General features: G+C 41.6%; 20 protein-coding genes. All 20 read right to left on the reverse strand.

Features of this window, described 5'->3' with window-relative positions; translation table 11 throughout:
* Nucleotides 1-127 precede the first annotated feature (127 nt).
* Nucleotides 128-856 (reverse strand): HEAT repeat domain-containing protein, encoded by a 729-nt coding sequence (locus F3G98_RS07165; RefSeq protein ID WP_149725947.1) that lies wholly within the window; start codon nt 854-856, stop codon nt 128-130.
* Between the two features lie 7 nt (nt 857-863).
* A complete protein-coding gene (locus F3G98_RS07170; protein ID WP_149725948.1) occupies nt 864-3,233 on the reverse strand; it encodes a tetratricopeptide repeat protein in 2,370 nt (789 codons plus the stop codon).
* Nucleotides 3,234-3,255: 22 nt separating this feature from the next.
* The gene (gene nuoN, locus F3G98_RS07175) at nt 3,256-4,746 is read right to left on the reverse strand and encodes an NADH-quinone oxidoreductase subunit NuoN (protein WP_103570099.1); all 1,491 of its coding nucleotides are present in this window, start codon (nt 4,744-4,746) and stop codon (nt 3,256-3,258) included.
* A complete protein-coding gene (locus F3G98_RS07180; RefSeq protein WP_149725949.1) occupies nt 4,743-6,254 on the reverse strand; it encodes an NADH-quinone oxidoreductase subunit M in 1,512 nt (503 codons plus the stop codon). The genes nuoN and F3G98_RS07180 overlap by 4 nt, the downstream gene beginning before the upstream one ends.
* Entirely contained in the window at nt 6,254-8,092 is a 1,839-nt protein-coding gene (gene nuoL, locus F3G98_RS07185) for an NADH-quinone oxidoreductase subunit L (RefSeq protein WP_103607876.1), read from the reverse strand. The genes F3G98_RS07180 and nuoL overlap by 1 nt, the downstream gene beginning before the upstream one ends.
* Nucleotides 8,093-8,095: 3 nt before the next feature.
* Entirely contained in the window at nt 8,096-8,398 is a 303-nt protein-coding gene (gene nuoK / locus F3G98_RS07190) for an NADH-quinone oxidoreductase subunit NuoK (protein ID WP_149725950.1), read from the reverse strand.
* Nucleotides 8,395-8,931, reverse strand: a complete 537-nt coding sequence (locus F3G98_RS07195) for an NADH-quinone oxidoreductase subunit J (RefSeq protein WP_009294976.1) — start codon at nt 8,929-8,931, stop codon at nt 8,395-8,397. Before F3G98_RS07195 ends, nuoK begins: the two co-directional genes overlap by 4 nt.
* Nucleotides 8,924-9,562, reverse strand: a complete 639-nt coding sequence (gene nuoI / locus F3G98_RS07200) for an NADH-quinone oxidoreductase subunit NuoI (RefSeq protein ID WP_103607877.1) — start codon at nt 9,560-9,562, stop codon at nt 8,924-8,926. Before nuoI ends, F3G98_RS07195 begins: the two co-directional genes overlap by 8 nt.
* A gap of 8 nt (nt 9,563-9,570) precedes the next feature.
* A complete protein-coding gene (nuoH, locus tag F3G98_RS07205; protein WP_087582057.1) occupies nt 9,571-10,566 on the reverse strand; it encodes an NADH-quinone oxidoreductase subunit NuoH in 996 nt (331 codons plus the stop codon).
* A complete protein-coding gene (locus tag F3G98_RS07210; RefSeq protein WP_103607878.1) occupies nt 10,559-12,871 on the reverse strand; it encodes an NADH-quinone oxidoreductase subunit G in 2,313 nt (770 codons plus the stop codon). Before F3G98_RS07210 ends, nuoH begins: the two co-directional genes overlap by 8 nt.
* Nucleotides 12,868-13,578 (reverse strand): hypothetical protein, encoded by a 711-nt coding sequence (locus F3G98_RS07215; RefSeq protein ID WP_103607879.1) that lies wholly within the window; start codon nt 13,576-13,578, stop codon nt 12,868-12,870. The genes F3G98_RS07210 and F3G98_RS07215 overlap by 4 nt, the downstream gene beginning before the upstream one ends.
* The gene (locus tag F3G98_RS07220; RefSeq protein WP_103607880.1) at nt 13,575-13,805 is read right to left on the reverse strand and encodes an NADH-ubiquinone oxidoreductase subunit E family protein; all 231 of its coding nucleotides are present in this window, start codon (nt 13,803-13,805) and stop codon (nt 13,575-13,577) included. Before F3G98_RS07220 ends, F3G98_RS07215 begins: the two co-directional genes overlap by 4 nt.
* Nucleotides 13,802-15,031: an NADH dehydrogenase (quinone) subunit D gene (gene nuoD, locus F3G98_RS07225; RefSeq protein WP_148824206.1), complete on the reverse strand. Its 1,230-nt coding sequence runs from the start codon at nt 15,029-15,031 to the stop codon at nt 13,802-13,804. Before nuoD ends, F3G98_RS07220 begins: the two co-directional genes overlap by 4 nt.
* Nucleotides 15,028-15,792: an NADH-quinone oxidoreductase subunit C gene (locus tag F3G98_RS07230; protein WP_107944041.1), complete on the reverse strand. Its 765-nt coding sequence runs from the start codon at nt 15,790-15,792 to the stop codon at nt 15,028-15,030. Before F3G98_RS07230 ends, nuoD begins: the two co-directional genes overlap by 4 nt.
* Complete coding sequence (locus F3G98_RS07235; RefSeq protein WP_148785705.1) at nt 15,789-16,301, reverse strand: NuoB/complex I 20 kDa subunit family protein; 513 nt, start codon at nt 16,299-16,301, stop codon at nt 15,789-15,791. The genes F3G98_RS07230 and F3G98_RS07235 overlap by 4 nt, the downstream gene beginning before the upstream one ends.
* The gene (locus F3G98_RS07240) at nt 16,283-16,672 is read right to left on the reverse strand and encodes an NAD(P)H-quinone oxidoreductase subunit 3 (protein ID WP_012001119.1); all 390 of its coding nucleotides are present in this window, start codon (nt 16,670-16,672) and stop codon (nt 16,283-16,285) included. Before F3G98_RS07240 ends, F3G98_RS07235 begins: the two co-directional genes overlap by 19 nt.
* Nucleotides 16,673-16,778: 106 nt before the next feature.
* Nucleotides 16,779-18,413, reverse strand: coding sequence for a multidrug ABC transporter permease/ATP-binding protein (locus F3G98_RS07245; protein WP_149725951.1), 1,635 nt, complete (start codon nt 18,411-18,413; stop codon nt 16,779-16,781).
* Nucleotides 18,413-19,777 carry a coproporphyrinogen III oxidase family protein gene (locus F3G98_RS07250; protein ID WP_103615157.1) on the reverse strand — a complete coding sequence of 455 codons (1,365 nt, stop codon included), beginning with the start codon at nt 19,775-19,777 and terminating at the stop codon, nt 18,413-18,415. Before F3G98_RS07250 ends, F3G98_RS07245 begins: the two co-directional genes overlap by 1 nt.
* 191 nt (nt 19,778-19,968) lie before the next feature.
* A complete protein-coding gene (locus F3G98_RS07255; RefSeq protein ID WP_149725952.1) occupies nt 19,969-21,285 on the reverse strand; it encodes a hypothetical protein in 1,317 nt (438 codons plus the stop codon).
* 4 nt (nt 21,286-21,289) lie between these two features.
* Nucleotides 21,290-21,614 (reverse strand): hypothetical protein (locus F3G98_RS10420; protein ID WP_411160835.1); only part of this gene is annotated, 325 nt, incomplete at its 5' end.

A 21,614-nucleotide genomic window follows, 5' to 3' on the forward strand; every position in this document is an offset into this window, starting at 1 on the left:
AAATATAAAATTTTATTTTTAAATCTTATAAATTCAAAGCCAAAATTTCTTATAAATTTAAACCATTTTTACTTTATAATCCAACAAGCAAAACACAATCAAGCACACAATCCGCTTAGTGGCAAATTTAATCCCTGCCTAAAAACCTTACCGCCATTTTTCTAGCTTTTTCTATCTTTTCAGAGTCTTGATTTTGGACTGCACTAGAAGATATCCACTTTTTACCAAACAAAATTTGAGCCGCTTCTATCATAACTGCGCAAGCGTATAGCTCTTTTTCGCTAGAGATACCTTGCAAAAATGAGGCTTTTGTTTTATCTCGCAAGATTGCTTGGCTGGCCCTGTGAAATGACATCTGCATAAGGCTAGCTGCCGCCCAAGCCCTGCAAAGGCTATCTTTGCTGTTTAACATCTCGCTTATCAAAATATCTATTTGCTCTAACGTGCCAACCCAGCCAAGCGCTATTATAAGCTTGCGGCGAAAGGCATAATTTGTCTCCAAAAAAGAGGTGATTTGAGGGACAAGGCGGTCACAAAATGCGGCATAAAAATCTCTATGCTTAGACTTAGAAAGGATTTGCGCTATAAGATAGATGGTTTCTATTTTTAGTTTTTGATCGCTCATTTTGGCTAAGCGCTCAAACAAAAACTCCAGCCCAGCGCTTCCATGCTTATCAAAACTGCTTTCTAAATTTAGCTGCCAGCCCTCTTGCCACTCTTTGCAAATGAGCTCATAGTGGTATGCTATCTCATCACTAACGCCTAAATTTGCTATAAATTTGATCCTTTTGCCGTCCTGAAAATTCTCTTTTTTAAGCCCTAGATACTCTTTTTCAAGGTCATTTAAATTTGGCACTAAATTTCTACTTTATCATCTCAAGTTTGGCTTTGCAGGCATCTTTGTAAGCACTTGTGAAATTTGAGCTAACGCACTCGTCCAAATAGCTCTTAGCTAATTTATACTGCTTTTGTCTGATGTAAATTTCACTTGCCAAATTTAGAGCATGCAAGCGGTCCTCTGGCTCAAGCTTCATATTTAGTATAAATTTCGCCTCATCAAGCGCCTCGTCAAGATTATCTGTCTTTAACGAAGCCTCCGAGTAGTCAAAATTTAGCTTTGGTGAAAAGGTATTTATCTTTGCTCTAGTTTGTAGCTCAAGCGCCTTTTTAGCGTAGGTTGCAGCAATAGCGTAGTCGTTGCTCTTCATCGCATAGTCACATATAGCCGCATACGCCTCGATGATCTTAAAGTCCTGCCCTCTTAGCTGCTCGATCGCACTGATCGTTGAGACCGCCTCGGTAAAGCGCTTTAGCGCAAGCAGCGAGTAAAATCTATCAAAAAGAGATGGCGTAGGATCTGAGTACTCGACCGCTGAGCCAAGCGAGAGCGCGTCGTTTGCTGCAGTGATCGCATGCTCGTAGTCTTTATTTTTATATAAAATTTTGCTCAAATTTACCAGCCACTCGACTCTATCTTCTAAATTTTCATCCTTTACATGCGCCTTGGCAAGCTCTAGCGCGTCGTTGTAGCGCGCCGTTCTAAAGTAGCAGTTAAATAGCTTAAACTGCGGCAAAGAGACCTTGCTCACATCGTAGTTTTCTAGTAAATTTACAACCGCCGTGCAGTCATCTTTGATGAAAAACTCTTTTGTTAGCTCAAGCGCAGCCTCATTTACAAGCTCCATTGCCCGGCTTAAATTTTCATCTTTTGCGAGGTTGTTGTAAGCTAGCGCGTCGGCAAATTTACGCTCTTTTAGATCAAGCTCGAGCTCGCTAATTAGTGCCTTTTGGCTGATATTTGTGCCGGCATATTTTTCGATGAGATCTTTATATCTTGCGTGAAGTGCGGTGGCGTTTTTGTCGTCCTCTTCAAAAAATAGCCCATCCTTTGCCTTAGCGACCTCATCGATATAATCGCCATATTTAAACTCTTTTTCGTATCTATTTAGATACTCATACGCCCTTTTTTCATCTTTGGTTTTGGCTAAATTTAGCGCTAAATTTTTTAGTGCTGCCTCGTAAAAATCCTTTGTCCTGTCGCTATTATTTACCAAAATTTCATAAATTTTAGCAGCCACGTCTGGCATATCTTTACTGGCAAATGTATAGGCTAAATTCATCGATTTTGTCGGATCGTTCATGAAAAATTTTTCATTTGCATTTGCGATCTTTAGTACAAATTTCTTCGCCTCGTCAAATTTCTCTTTATCGATATTTGCATCTGCTAGGCTTAGCGCTGCTCTACTTGCAAGGTCGATGTCATTTGTAGAGTATAGCACCTTTTCATAGTCGCTTAGCGCCTCTTTTTGCCTGCCTATTTTATATAGGTAGTCAGCATAGTCAAGCGTGGCAAGCTTTGTAAATTTTGACTCTGCGTGCTCTTCGCTTAGTATGTCAAGCATATATTTTGCATCACTTGCGATGCTATCTTTGAGGTAAGCTCTGGCGATGAGATATAGCACCTCTGGGTAGTTCTCATCAGAAGGAAATTTTCTTATCCAAGCTCTGCCCTCGCTTACAATATCTTTTGGCTCCAGCCCCTCAAACTCGCTCTTTGTCTCAAAAATTTTATCAAGCGCTCTTAGTCTAAAAAGTAAAAACTCACTTGAGAAAAGACTGGCTGGGTGCCTTTTCATCGCTGTTTGCGTATCTTTTACCACGCTTTCATAAGCGCCCTTTTCGTAAGCTCTTTTTATATTTATGTAGATGTCTATATCATTGCTATCAAGCCCAGCGATAGGCGCTTTGTTAAGATCAAGCGCTCCGATGCTTGGACTTAGCATATCTCTAAAATCAGGCGAAAAATTTAGCCCAGATACTCTTTTGTTGTTTTCGCTCATCGAAGTGTCGATGATGATGCTAAAGTGCTTTGAAATGGTCGTCTTTGGCGTATCTTGCACGCTTGGGCTGCTGTAAAGCTCAGTTTGAACATTTAGAAGTTTTGAGGGTGCCTTTGGCATGATGACGATAAAGAGCTTGCCATCTTGCTTTTTATATTTTATGTCCATTAAAGGCAGCGTCGTATCTTCGATCTTTGGCAAGATCCCATCATCGAGCATACAAACGTAGCGCTTCGTGTCATAGGCTAAAATTTGCTCCACGCATTCAAATTCTTTCTCGTCGCTTAGCTGAAGGACGCTATAAGGCTTATTTGCGTTTGCGCCGCTGTTTAGGCTAAGGCTAAAGGCGGATAGATAAAGCGGTAAAAATAAGATGGTTAAGAGCTTTTTCATGCCGCCATTATAGTTAAATTTTCTAAAATCCTGAAGCAAAGACAAAATGCTCGATAAATTCCAAAATCGCCCCAGAAAACAAAAAGGCAAAGACCGTGCCAGCAACGGCAACTCCAACGATCACTTTTAGCGCCATCGAGACATTTGAGATGTAGATATTTTTATCTTTTACGATAGGCTCTTTTAAAAACATAAAAACGATGAGCTTTAGGTAGTAATAAATCGCAATCGCTGAGTTTATCATGATGATGAGGCTAAGCACGATGTAATCAGACTTTATGAGCGATGAGATAAGCACCATCTTGCCCCAAAATACGCTAAAAGGCGGTATGCCAGCAAGGGCGATCATGAAAATTCCCATTATCACGGCGTAACTTGGCAAAATTTTAATAAGCCCTGAAAATTTCTCATACGGATGTTTAAAGCGCTTGTCCCAGCAGACGACGTCGTCGCACCTTGCCACCCAAAGCATAGAAAATGCGCCCAAATTTGCAAACAAAAACATGATCCAGTAAAAAAACAAGGCGACATTTGCCTCGTGAGAATTCGCTACAAGCGCGCAAAGCACGACACCAGCGTGAGCTATCGAGCTAAAAGCAAGCATCCTTTTGACGTCCTTTTGCACTAGCGCCATGATGTTTGCAAGGCTCATCGTAAGCACGGCGATGATGTAGAGCATATCTTTTATCCATGAAATTCCAGAGCCCTCAAGCATCGCAAAAATTCTTAACGCGACGATAAATCCCGCAACCTTTGGCACGATCGACATATAGCCTGCTAGCGGGGCATTTGAGCCCTCATAAACATCTGGTATCCATGTGTGAAATGGTATGAGCGAGAGCTTAAAGCCAATGGCTGAAGCGATGAAAACGCAGCCAAGCAAGATGATCAAATTTTGATTTAGGCTAAGATCTTTTATGGCAACGCCTATACGAGCGATGTCTATTGAGTTTGTTGCTAGATAAAACATCGCTATCGCCATCGCAAAAAAGCCAGCTGAGAGAGAACCCATCGCGAAGTATTTGATAGCAGCCTCGACGCTTTTTGCCTTGTTGTGAAGGGCGATTAGGGTGTAGAGGCAAAGCGAGCTGATCTCAAGGCCTAGAAAGATGATGAGTAGGTTGTTTGAGCTCACCATAAACAAAAATCCAGCGATCATAAACAAAAATAGCGCGTAATACTCGTAAATTTTATACTCAAAATACTCTTTTGTGCTAAGTGCCAGCGGGATGAAAAGGGCTGAGGCGATTAGGATAATGATCTGCGAGATGATAGAAATTCCATCAACTAAGAGCATATCCCAAAAGCTTAGGCTAAGACCGTTAAAATCAAGTGTAATGCCTAAATTTACAAATATAGCGATGATACAAAATACGCAGTAGAAATTCCTCGAAAGATCCTTTTTTATCGCTCCAACTATGAGGATAAAAAGTGCAAAAACCATCATGCTAAGCATCGGCGAGAGTGATTGCAAAGAGATCTCGTTTAGGTCTAAAAAGGCTATTTCGTTCATAGTTTGCTCCCACCATTTAAAGATGAAATTTTATCTTTTGTGCCGCTATTTACAGCTCTAGTTTGCATTTTGCTTATGATATTTTGCACGCTTGGCTCAAGCGGTTTTAGTATCAAATTTGGTGCGATGCCAAGAATGATTATGAGCAAGCAAAGTGGCACAAGAGCGGCTAACTCTTTAAAATTTAGATCTTTTAGGATTAAATTTTTCTCTTTGCACTCGCCAAAAAAGACCCTTTTATAAAGTACCAGCATATAAACAGCACCCACGATGATGCTAAAGCCACCAAGTAGCGCAAAGAGCTTGTTTAGCTTAAAGACGCCAAGTAGGCTCAAAAACTCGCCTACAAAGCCAATGGTTAGTGGCAAACCGATGCTTGCAAGAGTTGCTATAAAAAACACAAGCGCATACTTTGGCATCACCTTAGCAAGGCCGCCAAATTCGCAAATTTCTTTGGTGTGAGCCCTCTCGTAGATGACGCCAACTAGCAAAAACAAAGCGCCACTAACGATGCCGTGGCTTATCATTAAAAATATTGAGCCGCCAAGGCCTATTAAATTTAGTGAAAAGATACCAAGCATGATGACACCCATGTGTGAAATGGAGCTATAAGCGATCACTTGTTTCATGTCGCTTTGCGCGTAGGCAACGAGGGCTGCGTAGATGATCATGATGATGGCTATGACGCAGACAAAGCCACTTAAAAGCAGGCTCGCATCTGGAAAAAGTGGGAGCGAAAATCTCACAAAGCCGTAAGTACCCATCTTTAAAAGCACGCTAGCAAGCAGCACCGAGCCGATCGTAGGAGCCTGTCCGTGCGCGTAAGGTAGCCACGTGTGAAATGGAAATAGCGGAGTTTTCACGCCAAAAGCGAAGAAAAATGCTAAAAATAGCCAAATTTGAGCATTTTCTCCGATGCCAAGCTTGTACCAATCAAGCAGATTAAAGCTAAAGACGCCGCTTTTTTGATAGCACAGATAGCCGATAAAAATGATCGCTACTAGCATAAAGACAGAGCCTAAAAATGTGTAGATGAAAAATTTGATCGCCGCGTAAATTCTATTTTTACTGCCAAATGCGCCGATGATGTAAAGAAGCGGTATGAGGCTAAGCTCCCAAAAGCTGTAAAATAAGATCATATCAAGCGCGCTAAAGACGCCCATCATCGTGCTCTCTAAAAATAGCACGCTAATAACAAGGTGCTTGAAATTTCCATCATCGCTAAGAGCGGCGATAGAGATGAAGCTCATAAATGCGCTAAGGACTATAAGCACAAGCGAGATGGTGTCGATGCCCACAAAGTAGCTGATATTTAGGCTTGGTATGAGCGAGACTTGATGCGTTAAAACAAAGTCATAACCCTGAAAATCGACATTTACACAGATAAAAATGGCTAGCAAAAGCTCGATTAGCGCGATGCTTGCTCCATAAAATTTGATGCTTTTATTTTCTATCAAAAAGCCAAGTATTGCGCTTATTGCTGGGAAAAATATTATGACACTTAGCATTATTTGGCTCCGTTTAATAAAAATATAAAGCTTAAAAGCAAGGCAAATCCTGCAACCATAAACCTAAGCATGACGCTAAGATCGCCACTTTGCATCTTGTTTGCAAGATATGCAAATTTAGTAACCAAAAGTGCGACAAAATCAACACTTTTATCAACTATCATCTCATCAAATTTCTTACAAATTTTAGAGATTAAAGCGTAGCCATTTATAAAAAATTTCTCATAAAATTTTGGTATAAAGTAGGCATTTTGCAAAATTTTATAAACTCTACTTTCGCAGATGCTCTCTTTAAAAATTTCTTTTTTATAAGCAAAGACAGCAAAGCCAGCGCTTGCAAGCACCAGAGTAAGCGTTAAAACGAGTAAGAAAATTTCACTGCTGTGAGATAAATTTAGCTTAAAATCCCCAAGGCTAGCACCTAAAAACTCGCTAAAGTTGCTCCAGAAAAAGCCGCTGATGACTGAGAGAACGCCAAGCAAGCTCATGCCAACAAGCATGTAGTTTTTGGCTTCATGTGCGTGCTCCTCGCTCTTTGTCCTTGCAAAAAAGACTAGCATTACAAGTCTAAAGCTATAAAATGCCGTAAGCACCGCGCCAAAGAGCAAGACGGCCCACAAAATTTGATTTTCACTAAAGGCGACCTCTAAAATTTTATCTTTTGAAAAAAAGCCAGCAAATGGATAAAAGCCAGCTAGCGCACAGCTTGCGATGATAGAAAGAAGTGCGGTTGGCTTCATAAATTTATAAAGTCCGCCCATTTTTTTGATATTTAGCTCGTCATTCATCGCGTGCATGACGTTTCCAGCGCATAAAAATAGCAAAGACTTGAAAAATGCGTGCGTGACAAGGTGAAAAAGTGCGATCTTGTAAGCCCCTAGACCAGCGGCTACAAACATATAACCAAGCTGCGAAAGCGTCGAGTAAGCGACTATCTTTTTAAGGTCATTATGCACTAGCGCGATGCTTGCGGCAAATATCGCTACAAATGCGCCAAGGCAGGCGATAAAGTGCGAGACTTCAGGCACATTTGCAAAGATGAAATTTACGCGTATGACTAGATAGACGCCAGCTGTCACCATGGTCGCGGCGTGTATGAGTGCAGAAACCGGCGTTGGGCCCTCCATGGCGTTTGCAAGCCAAGTGTGAAATGGAAACTGCGCGCTTTTACCCATGGCGCCTATGAAAAGAAGTGTGGCGATGATGCCTAAATTTAGCCCAGAAAGGTCGCTTCTAGCGTTAAAAACCTCGCTAAATTTAAGCGAGCCAAAGCTATAAAATATATAAAAGATACCAACAAGCATGGCTAGATCAGCCACTCTGTTCATCACGAAAGCCTCGTTTGCAGCGACGTTTGCGCTAGGCCTTTTATACCAAAAGCCAATGAGCAGCCAAGAGCAAAGCCCAACGCCCTCCCAGCCGATAAAGAGCCCTATGAAGTTATCGCTTGAGACAAGGACGTTCATGCAAAAGACAAAGAGCCCAAGGTAACTAAAAAAGCGGTTGAAACTCGCGTCATCTCTCATGTAGCCAATGGAGTAGATATGCACGATGCTAGCGACCACGCCCACGGTGCTAAGCATCACAAGGCTGATGGCGTCAAGGTAGAAGCTAAAGCTAAGATCAAGCGAGCCTAAGTTTATAAACTCTTTTAGGGTTAAATTTAGTGGCTCATCTACGCTAAGACTAGCCGTTAGCATGAGTGAAGCTGTGGCGCTAACGATCATGAGAAGCGAGCAAAAAAGACCGATAAATAAATTCTTGCTGCTATGCGAAAAGATACCAGCTATGATGAAGCTAAGAAGCGGGAAAAATAGCGAAATACAAAATAAAATCATCTCTTAGCCTTTCATATTTGTCATCGACTCTAGGCTTATGCTGCCAGTCTTTTTATACCAAAGCACGAGCAATCCAAGCCCCACAGCGACCTCGCTAGCGGCGATGGCTACTATGAAAAATGCGATGATCTGCCCAGTTAGGTCAAAGTAGTATTTCGAGATAGCAGCAAGCGCGATATTTGCTGAGTTTAGTAAAATTTCGCTTGAGAAAAATAGCATTATCAAATTTCTTCTTCTCATTATGCCAACAAGCCCTATGACAAAGACCAGACTTGCTAGGATGAGGTAGTGAGTAAGGCATATCATAGCATCTCCTCAAATTTGCTTTGCGCGTCTAGGTCTTTATGTATCAAGATGATGCCAGCCACCATCGCCACAAGTAGCATGATAGCGCACATCTCAAAGGCAAGCAGATACTTGCTAAAGAGTAAAATTCCAACCGCTTCGATGTTGCCAAGATTAGCGAGGGTAGAATTTACTACCTCTTGCTTAGCGCTATAAATAGGCGCTAAAAAGATAAATATCAAAAGAAGCGCTATGAAGCTGCTTAGAAGATAGACGATTATCTTTGTTTTTTTGCTACTTTTTGGCTCGCACTCCTTGCTGGTGTCAAAAAACATCATCGCAAATGCGTATAAAACGACCACTGCACCTGTATAGACGACGATTTGCACCACGCCTAAAAACTCAGCCCCAAGCAAGAAAAATATAGCTGAGATAAAAACCATGCCAGCAGCTAGCGCAGAGACTGCATTTAGGGCGTTTTTGCAAAGCACGCTAAAAGAAAAACTAACTAATATAAGGGCGCTAAAAAGATAAAATGCAAAGCTCTCATACATCGCCTGACCCTTTTAAATTTATATCCATCACTTCTGCCTTATCTTCATTTGTAAGCGCATTTGGCGTCTTTTTTACTAGGCTACTAGCATTTTTAGGTAGCGCGCCATAGCCCTCAAACTCAGCTTGATCTTTTAAAAATTTATCATCCGTCAAAAACTCAGCCTTTGTGCCAAAGAGGATTTTATTTTCACTTGCGACCTCGTACTCTTGCCCGCAAACTATGGCAAGCTCAGGGCAGACATCAGCGCAAAATCCGCAATATACGCACCTACTTAAATTTATCGTGTAGCTTGCGACCTTTTTGCGGCCATCTTCTCCAAGCGAGGTCTTCATCGAGATGCAGTTGCTAACACAAATTTTCTCGCATAGCCCACAGCCTATGCAGCGCTCATTTTCGCTTTCAACAAATTTTAAAAGCCTATGAATTCCCCTATATCTGGCGTTTAGCTGCATCTTTTGCATAGGGTATTTTAGAGTGTGCGACTTGCTAAAGAGCATCTGCTTTAGCGTGATCTTTAGCCCCACCAAAAGATCAAGCTTAAAAGTAGCGGCGATGAAGTGCTTAAATTTATCAAATGCCCCTTTTGGCTCTATCTTTTCGTCTATCAAAATATATCTTTTCTCGTTCATTTTACGCCTTAGATAAGTAGTGCAAAGCCGGTGATTACGACATTTAAGATGCCAAGCGGAAGTAAAATTTTCCAGCAAAGCATGCTAAGCTGATCGACCCTTAGATGCGGCCACGACGCCCTCGTCCAAAGAAAAAAGAAAAAGACTAGGCTTGATTTTAAAAGTATCATTAGCCCGCCTGGGATAAACAAAAACTCATTGAAACCGCCCAAAAACAAAAGCGTGATGATGATGCTTGCTGCGATCATGTTTGTGTATTCGCCGATAAAAAACATCGCCCATCTCATGCCGCTGTACTCGGTGCCATAGCCTGCTACGATCTCGGTCTCGTTTTCTGTTAGACAAAACGGCGTTCTGTTGCACTCCACAAAGCTTGCCATCACAAAAAGCACGAAGGCAAGGGGCTGCTTAAATATAAGCCAATTAAAGATGCCTTTTTGGTAGTTGTTTATATCAACTAACGAGAGCGAGCTAGTCACCATGACAACGCTTAAAAGCGCCATGCCAGCGACCACTTCGAAGCTAAGAAGCGATACGACTGCGCGAGCGGCGCTGATTAGTGCAAATTTATTGTAGCTTGCAAGACCTGCTGCAAGTGGCGAAAAGACGCAAACCGCTGCCACGCCAGCGATATACAAAACGCCCACATTTATATCTGCAAGTATCGGTCTAATCGTATGCCCAAAAACCTCAAACTCAGGCAAAAATGGCACAGGCGCAAGCGCTGCAAATGCCGCGATAGCAGAGATGAGAGGGGCTATTAGAAAGATAAATTTATTTGCATTTGCTGGGACGATGTCCTCTTTTGTAAAGAGCTTTATCATGTCAGCCACGATCTGAAGCACGCCAGCAGGCCCCACCATATCAGGCCCCACGCGGCGCTGCATGTAGGCTAGCACCTTTCTTTCAGCATAAGTCGCAAGCCCTGCAAGGCTAGCCATGACGGCCAAGATGACGACTGCTTTAACAATAGTTGTTATCACAAAAAATAGCATTTCACTCATTCTCTGCCTTTATTATTTTTACGCTAGCAAAACTCTTGCCCTCAAAAATGGCGCTTAGATCAAGCTTATCATCGTAGTCGCCAAGATAGGCTGCCACGCCTCCTAGCTCGCTATCAAGCTCCACGCAAATGGCAAGCTTTTGCCCATTTTTTTCTAAAATGACAGCTTCGTTTTGTGAAATTTCAAATTTAGCCATAAACTCACTACTTGCGTAAAGTTTCGCGCGTTTAGCTGTCTGGCTAGCGTAGTTTGCAAAAAATGAAGGCAGATTTATAGGATTTGCAAGACTTATTAGCGCTTCGTCCTCTTTTAAATTTAGCTCATTTTTCTCTTTAAAAAGTGGCTCTATATCGTCTTTTGGCGTGAAATTTGAAATTTCAAGCTTGTAGCCTCTGTGGCTTGTGCCATCATTTGCGTAAAAGTTTTCTAAATCATCAAATTTAACGCCCCTATAGCCCTTCTCTTTTGGCAGCTGCGCTGTGTAATCAATCGTATTTTTAGCCACTAGCCCAAGCGCATTTGCGATGTCGTTTAAGAAGTAGCCACCATGTGTCAAAGCCGCATTTGTCGGCACTACTTCGTTATTTATGCTTGTAAATGTGCCCTCTTGCTGATTTAGCGCACCAGCGTCAAGATCGCCCTCAAAAATGCTAAATTTAAACTCGCCCATTTCATTATATCCTAGCGTCTTGCCAGGCTTTTTCTCGTGTGAAAGCGTGCAAATTTTAGCCACGCCAAGCGAATTTGTGCGAGGTGGTATCAGCATTACAGCAAAAGGCGTAGCTCTTGCGATCACTCCAGTAAGAGCGGCAAGTAAATTTGCATTTTCATGAGCGTAAAAGTCGCTACCTAAAATGAGCGTAAATTTAGCCTTGCCTTCGCAGAGGGCGGCTACTTCTAAGCCAAAGCTCTCATCAAATTTTTCAAGTCTAGCCTGAAGTGCTGCTGGTAAATTCTCACCCCAGTTTTTAAGCACAAAGAGTAAAATTTGCTCCAATTTGCCAGTCTCTTTGTCAGCCTCATAGCTCACACAGGCAAAATTCTTTGAAAATTTCTTCACCACCTCATCGGCGATGTGATGAAAGTAAATTCCACTAGCCTTATTCATCTTAAGGGCGTTATTTAGCTTATAGCTTGTAACTGGGCTCTCATGGCGCAAGAAGCCACCAGCCGTGATGATAAAGTCGCTATTTTTTAGGCTCTCATAGTCTGCGTTATATGAGCTAAGGCCGCTAAATTCGCTAAAAATATTTAAGAAATTTTGAAATTTAAAAGCCTCATAGTTTAATAAATTTAGATCAAATTTCTCTCTCAAGCGCTCCAAAATAAGCGCCTCTTCATTTGTTATGAAGCTATTAAATTTTATATTTTTTATGTTGCCGTTTTTAAAATTTAAGACTAGCTCATTAAATTTCGCCTCATTTTTACGGGCATTTTCGTTGTGAAAGTCGTAGCCAAACCTTGCCGCACCGCTTATCTCACCAAAGTGAAAGTCGTTGCTAACGCGGTAAATTTGCTTGCTTCTATCGCTAGTGCTTTTCTCTTTTACGTCATAAAAAATGAGCTCGCAGTCGCTTTGGTGCGGATTTGCCGCTGGGACACGGCTTAGCTCCCAGATGTTTGAGCTATACTGAAAATCTGAGCTAACAAGCGCGCCAACAGGGCAAACGCTGATGCACTCGCCACAAAATGAGCAGTCCAAATTTTCACCCACACTTGGGGCAATTAAGCTCTTTTGCATCTTACTAAAGACGGCGTAGGCATCTTTAGGCATGCTCTCTTTTAGCTCTTTTGGCACCTCTACACCTCTTGGCACCGTTTTTAGCGCGCTCTCGCCGATCTTATCTTTACAGACCGTCACGCACCTCTCGCAGACCACGCAAAGGGCTGGGTCGTAGTTTATGAGCCCCCATTTTTTGTGCGGTTTATGCGTGTCAGTAATGGCAAATTTTTGCTCATTTACACGCAGATGCGCCGTTAAATTTTGCAATTCACACTCGCCGCTTTTGTCACAAACGCCGCATTGAAGGGGGTGATTGACGCAGTAGGTCTGCATGATCGCATTTCGCTCGGCAGCGATCTCTGGCGTATTTGTGTAAATTTGCATATCCTCTTTAGCTTTGGCGTTGCAGCTATAGACCACTTTGCCGTTTGCCTCGACCATGCAAAGCCTGCAAGCAAGCGTTGGCGAACAGCCACTAAGGTAGCAAAGCGCAGGGATGTAGATGCCATTTGCCCTTGCGATGTTTAGGATGCTCTCGCCCTCGTTTGCCTCTAAAATTTGATCGTTTATGGTGATTTTCATTTGCTAACTACTACTTGTTTAAATGCATATCCATCAAAATTTTTTGTGCCAAGCACGGCAACCGTGCCTTTTAGCGTTGGATCAAGCCTAAATTTAGCGCTCACGCTAAAGTCTTTTGCCTTTAAATTTAATGTTTCGCCATCCTTTGCCTTTGCCACGATGCCAAACTGCACGCCGCCCACGATCTCGTCGCTTGCGTTTTTGTTTAGATAGACGACCGCTCCGTCAAAATTGTCAAGCTCTCTTAGCTCGCTTACTTCTTTGACGCTTGCAAATTCTTTGATCTCGCTGCCTGCTAAGACGACATTTTTACCTAAAATTTCAAGTAGCCAAAAGATCGCATCTTTGTCTGGATGAGTAAAAAAAGAGTCATCGATGATCACGTTTTTTACGTCCTTTATCCACTCGCCAAGCTCCTCAAACTCCTCCTCACCCACGTTGCACTCACCGCTTATCAGCCCATCATCAAGCTCGTCAAAAAACTCATTTTGCACCAAATTTGCATACTTGCAAAGAAGCGCCAAGACATAGCTTATTGATCCTATCTCGCAGCGGATCAAATTTTTGCCGCCAAGCTCGTTATCTTCAAAGCATGAGATGTATTTAAACTCGTGCTCTTTTATCTTTTTTGCTAAATTTTTGTCGCTCAAACTTAGTAAATTTGCGATACTTAGGCTCTTGCCTGCTATTAGATCATTAAATTTCATATCTTGCCCTTTTTTATCGTTAATACCCAATCAACTTGGTTAAATTTAAGCGAGTTCATCACTTCGCAGTTTAGGTTATAAGCCAAATTTACAGCCTTCTCCACGCCGCTGTAATCGCCTATCTCAAACAAAAATATCACCACTTCGTCTGGCTCGCTAGCCTTTATCTGCTGTCCAAGAGTGCTCAAAAACTCGCTCTTTAGATGCCTAAGATCGACCCTTTTCATCTATCAACCTCACCTAAGATGATATTTGTGCTGCCTATTATCGCGGCCACGTCTGCCACGTACTGCCCAACTAGCATATCTTCATAAATAGCGCAGTGCCAAAAGCTTGGTGTGCGGATTTTTAGGCGGTACGGGCTTGCGCTGCCGTCTGAGTTTATATAAATTCCAAGCTCGCCCTTTGGCGACTCACTAGCAAAGTAAATTTCGCCCTTTGGTGGCTTTAGACCCTGAGTTATCAGCACAAAATGCTGCATTAATGAGTAGTTTTGGCTCATTATCTGCTCTTTTGAAGCGCTCACATACTCTGGCGCGTCGGCGATGATAGCGGGGTTACTTGTCTGATACTTGCTAACGCACTGCTTTAAAATTTTCACGCACTCGCGCATCTCTTTCATATAAAGTAGGTATCTCGCGTAGCAGTCGCCTTTGGTGGCGTAAGGCACGTCAAATTCTAGCTCGTCGTAGATGAGATATGGCTCTTCTTTTCTGATGTCGCGTGCGATGCCACTTGCTCTTAGCATGACGCCAGAGCAGCCGCTACTAAGGGCTAGCTCTTTGCTAACTACGCCCACATCAACAAGCCTTGCTTGCCAAATTCTATTTTCACTTAGCAGATCTTCGTAAAGCGTGATGTCGCTTGGAAATTTCTCACAGAATTTAAGCAGCTCCTCGCACCAGCCATCAGGCAGATCAAGCGGCACACCACCGATCCTTATCGAGCTATGAGTTAGCCTTGCGCCGCAGTATTTTTCTATGAGATCAAGGACGTATTCGCGCTCTCTAAATGCGTATAAAAAGACGCTCATTGCCCCCACGTCAAGGGCGTGCGTAGCTAAAAATAAAAGGTGCGAGCTGATGCGGTTTAGCTCCAAAAGCATCACTCTAATGATCTGCGCACGGCGAGGCACTTCTATGGCGCAAAGCTTCTCCACAGCCGCGCAAAATGCGTAGTTATTGGCACTCGATGCGATGTAATCCACTCTGTCAGTCACTGGGATAAATTCCTGATAGGTCATATTTTCAGCCATCTTTTCAACGCCTCGGTGCATAAAGCCAACCTCTGGCATAGCGCGCACGACCTTTTCTCCGTCAAGCTCAAGCACGAGCTTTAGCTGTCCATGTGCGCTTGGGTGCTGCGGGCCAAAATTTAGTATCATCTTGCCGTCATTTTGCTCAAATTCTAAATTTTCAAAAAATGGTTTTAAGCGGTTTGGTGCCTGGCTCAAGGTCTTTCCTTTACTATCTGGCTTTGGTTAAATTTAGCCTTTTTGACAAATCTCACGCCGCCTTCTTCTTGATACTCGTAGTCTTCATTTTCGTCAAACACTCTTGAAAAGCCAAAGGTATCTTTCTCATCGACAAAGGCTGGGTCGCGGTTCTCTTCGCCGATCTGCTCTCTAAATTCACGCCCAAAAATTTTATCTACCTCGTACCATTTAGCAGCCTCGTCGCCAACTAGCGGATAGCTCTTTAAAAGTGGGTGCGAGTGCCAGTCATCAGGCATTATAAGACGCTTTAAATTTGGATGATCTTTGATTAAGACACCACTTAGATCATACATCTCGCGCTCAGCCCAGTTTGCGCTTTTATAAAGCTCGCAGACGCTTTTTAGCATTTCATCCTTTTTGACAAAGCACTTTACTCGCGTGCGCCTATTTTTGCTAACACTTAAAAGCTGATAAAAGACCTCGTATCCACCTTTTTGAGCTATATAATCAATCGCCGCAAGCTCGCAAAGCTGCTCGTAGCCAAAGTTTTTTAACGCTTCAAGCGCTTTAAAATTTTCACTAGAATTTACATAGAGAACAAGTTGGTCAAACTCCACGTAGCTAGGTAAAATTTGCACTCCGCTTTGCTCTAAAGCAGCCAGCTCTTCGTCAAATTTCGAGCCACTTGCTGCTTCTTTTGGCGTCTGCTTGGCGATATAAAATTTCTCGCTGTAGTACTGCTTTTTTTGCAGGTCGTTTTTTGGCTTATACTCTCTCATATTTCGAGCTTTCTTGGCTTTTGCGCCCTAAATGCACTTTGTTTTCTTATCTTTTTTTGAAGCATCATAAGTGCGTATTGAAGCGTCTCTGGGCGCGGGGCACAGCCTGGGATGTAGATATCGACGGGGATTATGCGGTCTACGCCTTGAACGGTTGAATAGGTGTTAAACATACCGCCAGTGTTTGCGCAGCTACCCATCGAGATGACCCACTTTGGCTCAGGCATCTGGTCGTAAAGTCGCCTTGTAAATTCGGCATGCTTTTTAGTTAGCGTGCCAGCTATGATCATCACCTCCGAGTGCCTTGGACTAGCGCGAAATATAGTGCCAAATCTATCAAAGTCATATCTGCTCGCCCCACTTGCCATCATCTCGATCGCACAGCATGCAAGCCCGTAGCTAAGCGCCCAAAGCGAGTTGCTCCTGCCCCACTGCACGAGCTTATCAACGGTTGTTAAAACTACTGGCAAACCGCCATTTGCAACGTAGTTTATCTGATGCTTTGCCATTTAAAGACTCCTTTTTGCCATGCGTAGGCAAAGCCGATGAGTAAGATCGCCACAAAAAGCAGCATCTCGATGAGCCCAAATAGCCCAAGTAGCCTAAAATCCACCGCCCACGGATACATAAAAATGACCTCAACGTCAAATAAAATAAATAAAATTCCATAAAAAAAGTAGTGGATATTTATCTTATTTGGCTGTTTTACTGTTGTCGGTCCGCACTCGTAAAAGCCAACTTTTAAACGCTCAGTGTTGCGGTTGGCCAGCTTTTTGCTTATTTTTGAAGATAAAAATGTTATCAAGCTAAACGAACAAGTAGCTAACAAAAGTATGATAAAAGCGCCAAGATAGGTGCTGTCAAGCTCTGAGTGTGACATACTTCGCCTTTTTTAATTTTTGAAAATTCTACTAAATTTAAATTTATTTGACCTTGAAATAGCTCAAGAGTAGCGATGTAAATCTCTTTTTGTGTAAAAAATACTCTTATTTTATCTTTTCCACGGCGTCTTTTGCGGCACTTATGCGCTCTACTTCATCAAGCTCGCGCACAAAGCCATCTTTAACTAAAATGATCCTAGTTGCCACGTCAAAGTAGCTATCATCGTGGCTTACGGCGATGACGCTTATGCCTTTGCTTTGCAAAAACGGCAAAATTTCTTTATAAAATTTACGCTTGAATAATGGGTCTTGATCGGCCGCCCACTCATCAAGGATAAGGATAGAGCGGCGCTCTAAGATGGCTATTAGCAGGCTTAGGCGCTTTCGCTGGCCGGTTGAGAGCTGCGTGGTGCTAAGCTTATTATCAATGACACTTACCTTTTTATCGATCTCAAGTAGAGCCAAGAGCCCCTCTATATCGCTTTGGCTGGCAAAGCCTTCATGAGAGAGTGTCTGTGAAAATAGATAAAAATCAGCAAAAATAGCGCTTATCTTTGCTTGATAGCTTTGTAAATTTGCCTCATCTATCTTTGTGCTATCAAGGTAAATTTCGCCGCTGCTTGGGCGGATAAGTCCGCAAAGAATGTTTATAAGCGTGCTTTTGCCGCTGCCATTTTTACCGATGATAAATGTTATCTCGCCGCGTTTGATCTCTAAATTTACGTCATTTAGGCTAAATTTGCCGTGAGCGTAGTTGAAATTCAGATCCTTTAGCCTGATACTTTGCCACTCATCGCTTAGGCTATCGTCAAATTTAAAGCCCTCTTTAAATTCATTTAAATTTAAACTCATGATCTTCTCTAAACTCACCTTTGCGCTAAGTGCGGCTGGTATGGAGCCAACCATACTCATAAATGAGCCTCTTAAAAATAGTATCGTTAGGCTGATACTAAGTGCTGTTTGCAGGCTCGCCCAGCCAAATGCCACGCATAAAAATACGCAAAGTCCGACTGAGCCAAGCAGCATCACGTTTGTGAAATTATCACTTAGTGCGTGAAATACGTCAGCTTTTACCATGCTTTGGCGCTTCTTGTCGCCTGTCAAATTTAGCTCGTCAAAGCAGATGCTTGCCCTTGCTCTGTTTAGACTAAGCTCTCTATGCCCTTCGACGATGTCGTCGTAGTGCCTTTGCAGCGCGTCATCTTGCGTCCTTGAGTCTTTAAAGTAAAAATGGATCTTTTTCATCAAAAGCGTGTTTATAAAAAGCGTCGCACCTATCCAAACGGCTAGAAATATAAAAACTTTTGGCGCGATCACGCAAAGATAGATGCTAGCGCAGATGATGAAAACTAGGCTTTGTATGAAGCCAGTAGCACTCATAAAGGCAAATGTGATCGTTTTTATGTCGTTGTTTAGACTTGCTATGATCTTTGCCTTGCCGATCTCGTTTATTACGCTATTTGGCGTGTCTAAAATTTGCTTTACGCTTTGATATCTAAGCTCGTAGATAAATTTATGCCCAAAATTTGTAAGTGAGATGTTTGCAGCGATGGCGCTTAGAAAAAAGAGAAGCAAAACCGCTATAAATTTAACCGCCACAAAGGCGTCAAATTCTTTTAAATTTACAAGTTCGTTGTTGATAAAAGAGAGCGTCCAGACGCCAAGCCCGCTAAAGGCAAGCGTCAGGATCACTATTTTGATTATTGAAAAAAGATTGCTTTTTATTAAATTTACAAGCATTACATGGCAGCACGTGGCTGGATGATGTTTTGATCAAATTTTTGCTCGGTATTTTCACTCATGATGTGAAGTACCTTGCTGCGTTTGATCTTCGCGTCATCCTTAAATATCGCGCGAACCTTGTCCATGCCAGCATAAAAGTCACGCATGAGCACGACGCAGATGTATTTGCCAAAAAACGTTGGCTTGATAACGCCATTTTCTTCGTAGATCGCATTTACTAGTTTTAGCAAGCTAAGCTCGACAAATAGGTCTTTGTTGATGTTTGCGTTGTTTTGCTCGTTGTAGGCTTTAATATCAACAGCACCGTCAAAAAGCCTTGTTAAAAATGTATATTTTAGTCTCTCTTTTTTGCTAAATGCGCATTTTGCGATGACTGGGCTTTGTCTTTCTTTGATCTTTCTGCCGTAGTCAAGTAGGTTAAAGGCATTTATTACAAGCTCGCCGTCAAGGAAGCTAAACGCCCCGCTACCAACGCCCACGTACTCTAAATTTGAGCCTACATATTCGTCGCGAAGGTCTGCGCTTTTTTCATTTGAAAATGCCCAAGCGTTGCTTTGCCTGTAGCCGCCTTTAGCAAATTCACTCACGATGATCTCGTAAAATTCGCGCTCATTATCGACGTTTGAGACGCCTAGTGCGCGAGCGATATTCTCTCTTGTTAGCTCTGATTTCATTAGCGGATAGAAGGTGATTTGCTGCGGAGATATTGATTTTGCAGTGTTTATGTCGTTTATTAGCTGCTCTTTTGTTTGATTTGGCAGGTTAAAGATGAGATCTAGGCTGATAACTGGTATCTTGCCGATAGCCTGCTCAAGCTTTCTTTTTGTCTCTTTGGCTGAGCCAAATTTCTCGTATCTGCCAACCCTTTTTAAAGTCTCATCATCAAAGCTTTGCACTCCTACGCTTAATCGGTTGATGAGCCCATCAAAACGGCTTAGGCTCTCTGGCGAGATGTGATTTGGGTCGCTCTCTGCTGAGATGTCCTCTATGTTAAAGAGATCTTTTGCGAGTTTTAGCGTTTTTTCAAGCTCTGGCTCGTTTATAAGCGTCGTGCCACCGCCCACATAAAGCGATGTAAAGTCAAAGCCAGCCTCTTTTACCTGCCTCATCTCCTCGCGTAAATTTTCAAAGTAAATTTTAGCAAGCTCCTGCTCGTAATGATACTTGTGAAACGAGCAATACGGGCAAAATGTGTGACAAAATGGCACGTGCGCGTAGAGCATATACTTTTTGTCTTTTTTTGGAGTTTTGGTGTAAGTCGTGTTTAAAATGTCTATGTTAAATTCGTTATATAGCGATTTTTGTATAGAATTATGAGCGTAATTTACAGCAAAACTCTCAATGATATTTTTAAAAATCATAATTAATCGCCTTAAATAAGTTAGTTTTAATTTAGTCCATTAGGATAGCCAAATTTTAATAAATTTAGCCTTGCATTAACGTAAATTTTGAGTAAAAAATGCGATCATTTTTTAAATTTTCTATTTTTACAAACCTGCGATTTTTACATATCTAGCTCGCTTTTGCTCTATAAATTTAAGCTTTAGCCTACTTACTCTTTTACTCTTGAGATGACCTTGCTCGAGTCAAGCTCAAATTTCACTCCATCCTTTGTCTGCAAGTAGTAAAATTTACCGATATTGCAAAGTGACTTCACATCATAAATTTTAACCGCCTTTTCATCTATCTCGCAAGGCGTTTGCTCTTTGCCTTTTGCCTCGCAGAGTGAGCTAGGTAGTGCTTTTAACGCACTTTTATCTACAAGCAAAAATTTATAATCCACATCGCCTATGTTAAAGGTTTTTGCTGTGTATTTGATAAACAAAAGCGAGTTTGAAACGATCATAAGTGAAAGAGCAGCGTAAAAAACAAATGAAAAATCCTTTGTCTCTTTGATGCTCGCAACGCCTAGCACAAAAGAAAGCATAAACGAGCAAAAGAGTATCCAAAGTGCCAAAAATCCGCCATCTTTTAAGACGACAACCGAAATGATAAAGAGCAAAAGCATGATAAGCGATAAAAGATAGATGATGAAATTTGATCTATCTTTAAAGAAAACTGCCAAATTTACCCCAGTATAAGAGAGCAAAAGTAGCGATAAAATGGCGCCCCAGCCGTAGTTTAGCTTGAAGGCTGCAAAGGCTAAAATGGCAAATGAGATGAGTGTTAAAAAATAGATGAAATTTGAGCTATAAAAAAATAGAAATTTCGGCTTTTTAAATTTATGTTTTTTATCGTCATTTTGGTAAAGGTAGGAGACAAAGACCAAGATAGCGATCTCAAAAGCCGTCACGGTCGCGGTCGCGCAAAATAGCAAGATACCTGTAAATATCATCTCTGAGCTATCTAAACTCGGAAAATATCGGGTCTCAAAGCCAAAATACAAAAAGTAGCAAAGCATGCTGACGACTGGGACGATGAAATTTGAGTGCTTAAAGAAATTTGTAGCGCACTCTTTTATAAAATTTGCCTTTAAATTTGCCGAGTGCTCACCAAGACGGCTCTCAAAATACGAATTAAAAAGCAGCTCATTTTTTATCTTTTCAAGGCGCTCCTCGTCACTATTTGCTGTGCCTTTATAAATTTCATAGTTTTTGTCTTCAAAATCCTTTGCAATCTCATCTTTTATATCTAAGATCACGAAGCAAATTCGCTCTTTTAGCTCGCTAAGCTTCTTTGAAATTTCAGCATAATTTATCCTATTTAGCTTTAAATAAAGCTCGCATTCGCTTTCTAAAAGTGCTATTAGCCTACCTTGTTTGCTGCTTATGATATGAGAGTTTAAAAACCTAGCTTTAATGAAATTTATAAATTTACTAGCCTCTTTTACGCTCTCATCTTTTTCATCTAAAATGTCTTGATAACTCAAAAATTTACCTTTCTAATATAGGACCTGGTGTTATTTTGCTAGCATCGAGTTTAAATTTAACCTTTTTATCTGTTGCATTACCATCTGCTTCTAAATAATAAAATTTTCCAGGAGTTGAAAGTACTTTAATGTTATAAATTTTTATAACACTTTTTGCTTCTTTTTCATTATAGTATGTCTTACTAGTATTGCAATCTTTGTTACAAATTTCTATTGGTAGTGCCTCTCTTATGCTTTTTTCAACAGTTAAATATTTATATTTAATATTTCCAAGATCAGAAATTTGGATAACCCTATCGCTAATTAGACAAACTAATATTAAATTAATA

The organism is Campylobacter concisus (assembly GCF_902460895.1).
GTDB lineage: Bacteria > Campylobacterota > Campylobacteria > Campylobacterales > Campylobacteraceae > Campylobacter_A > Campylobacter_A concisus_BC.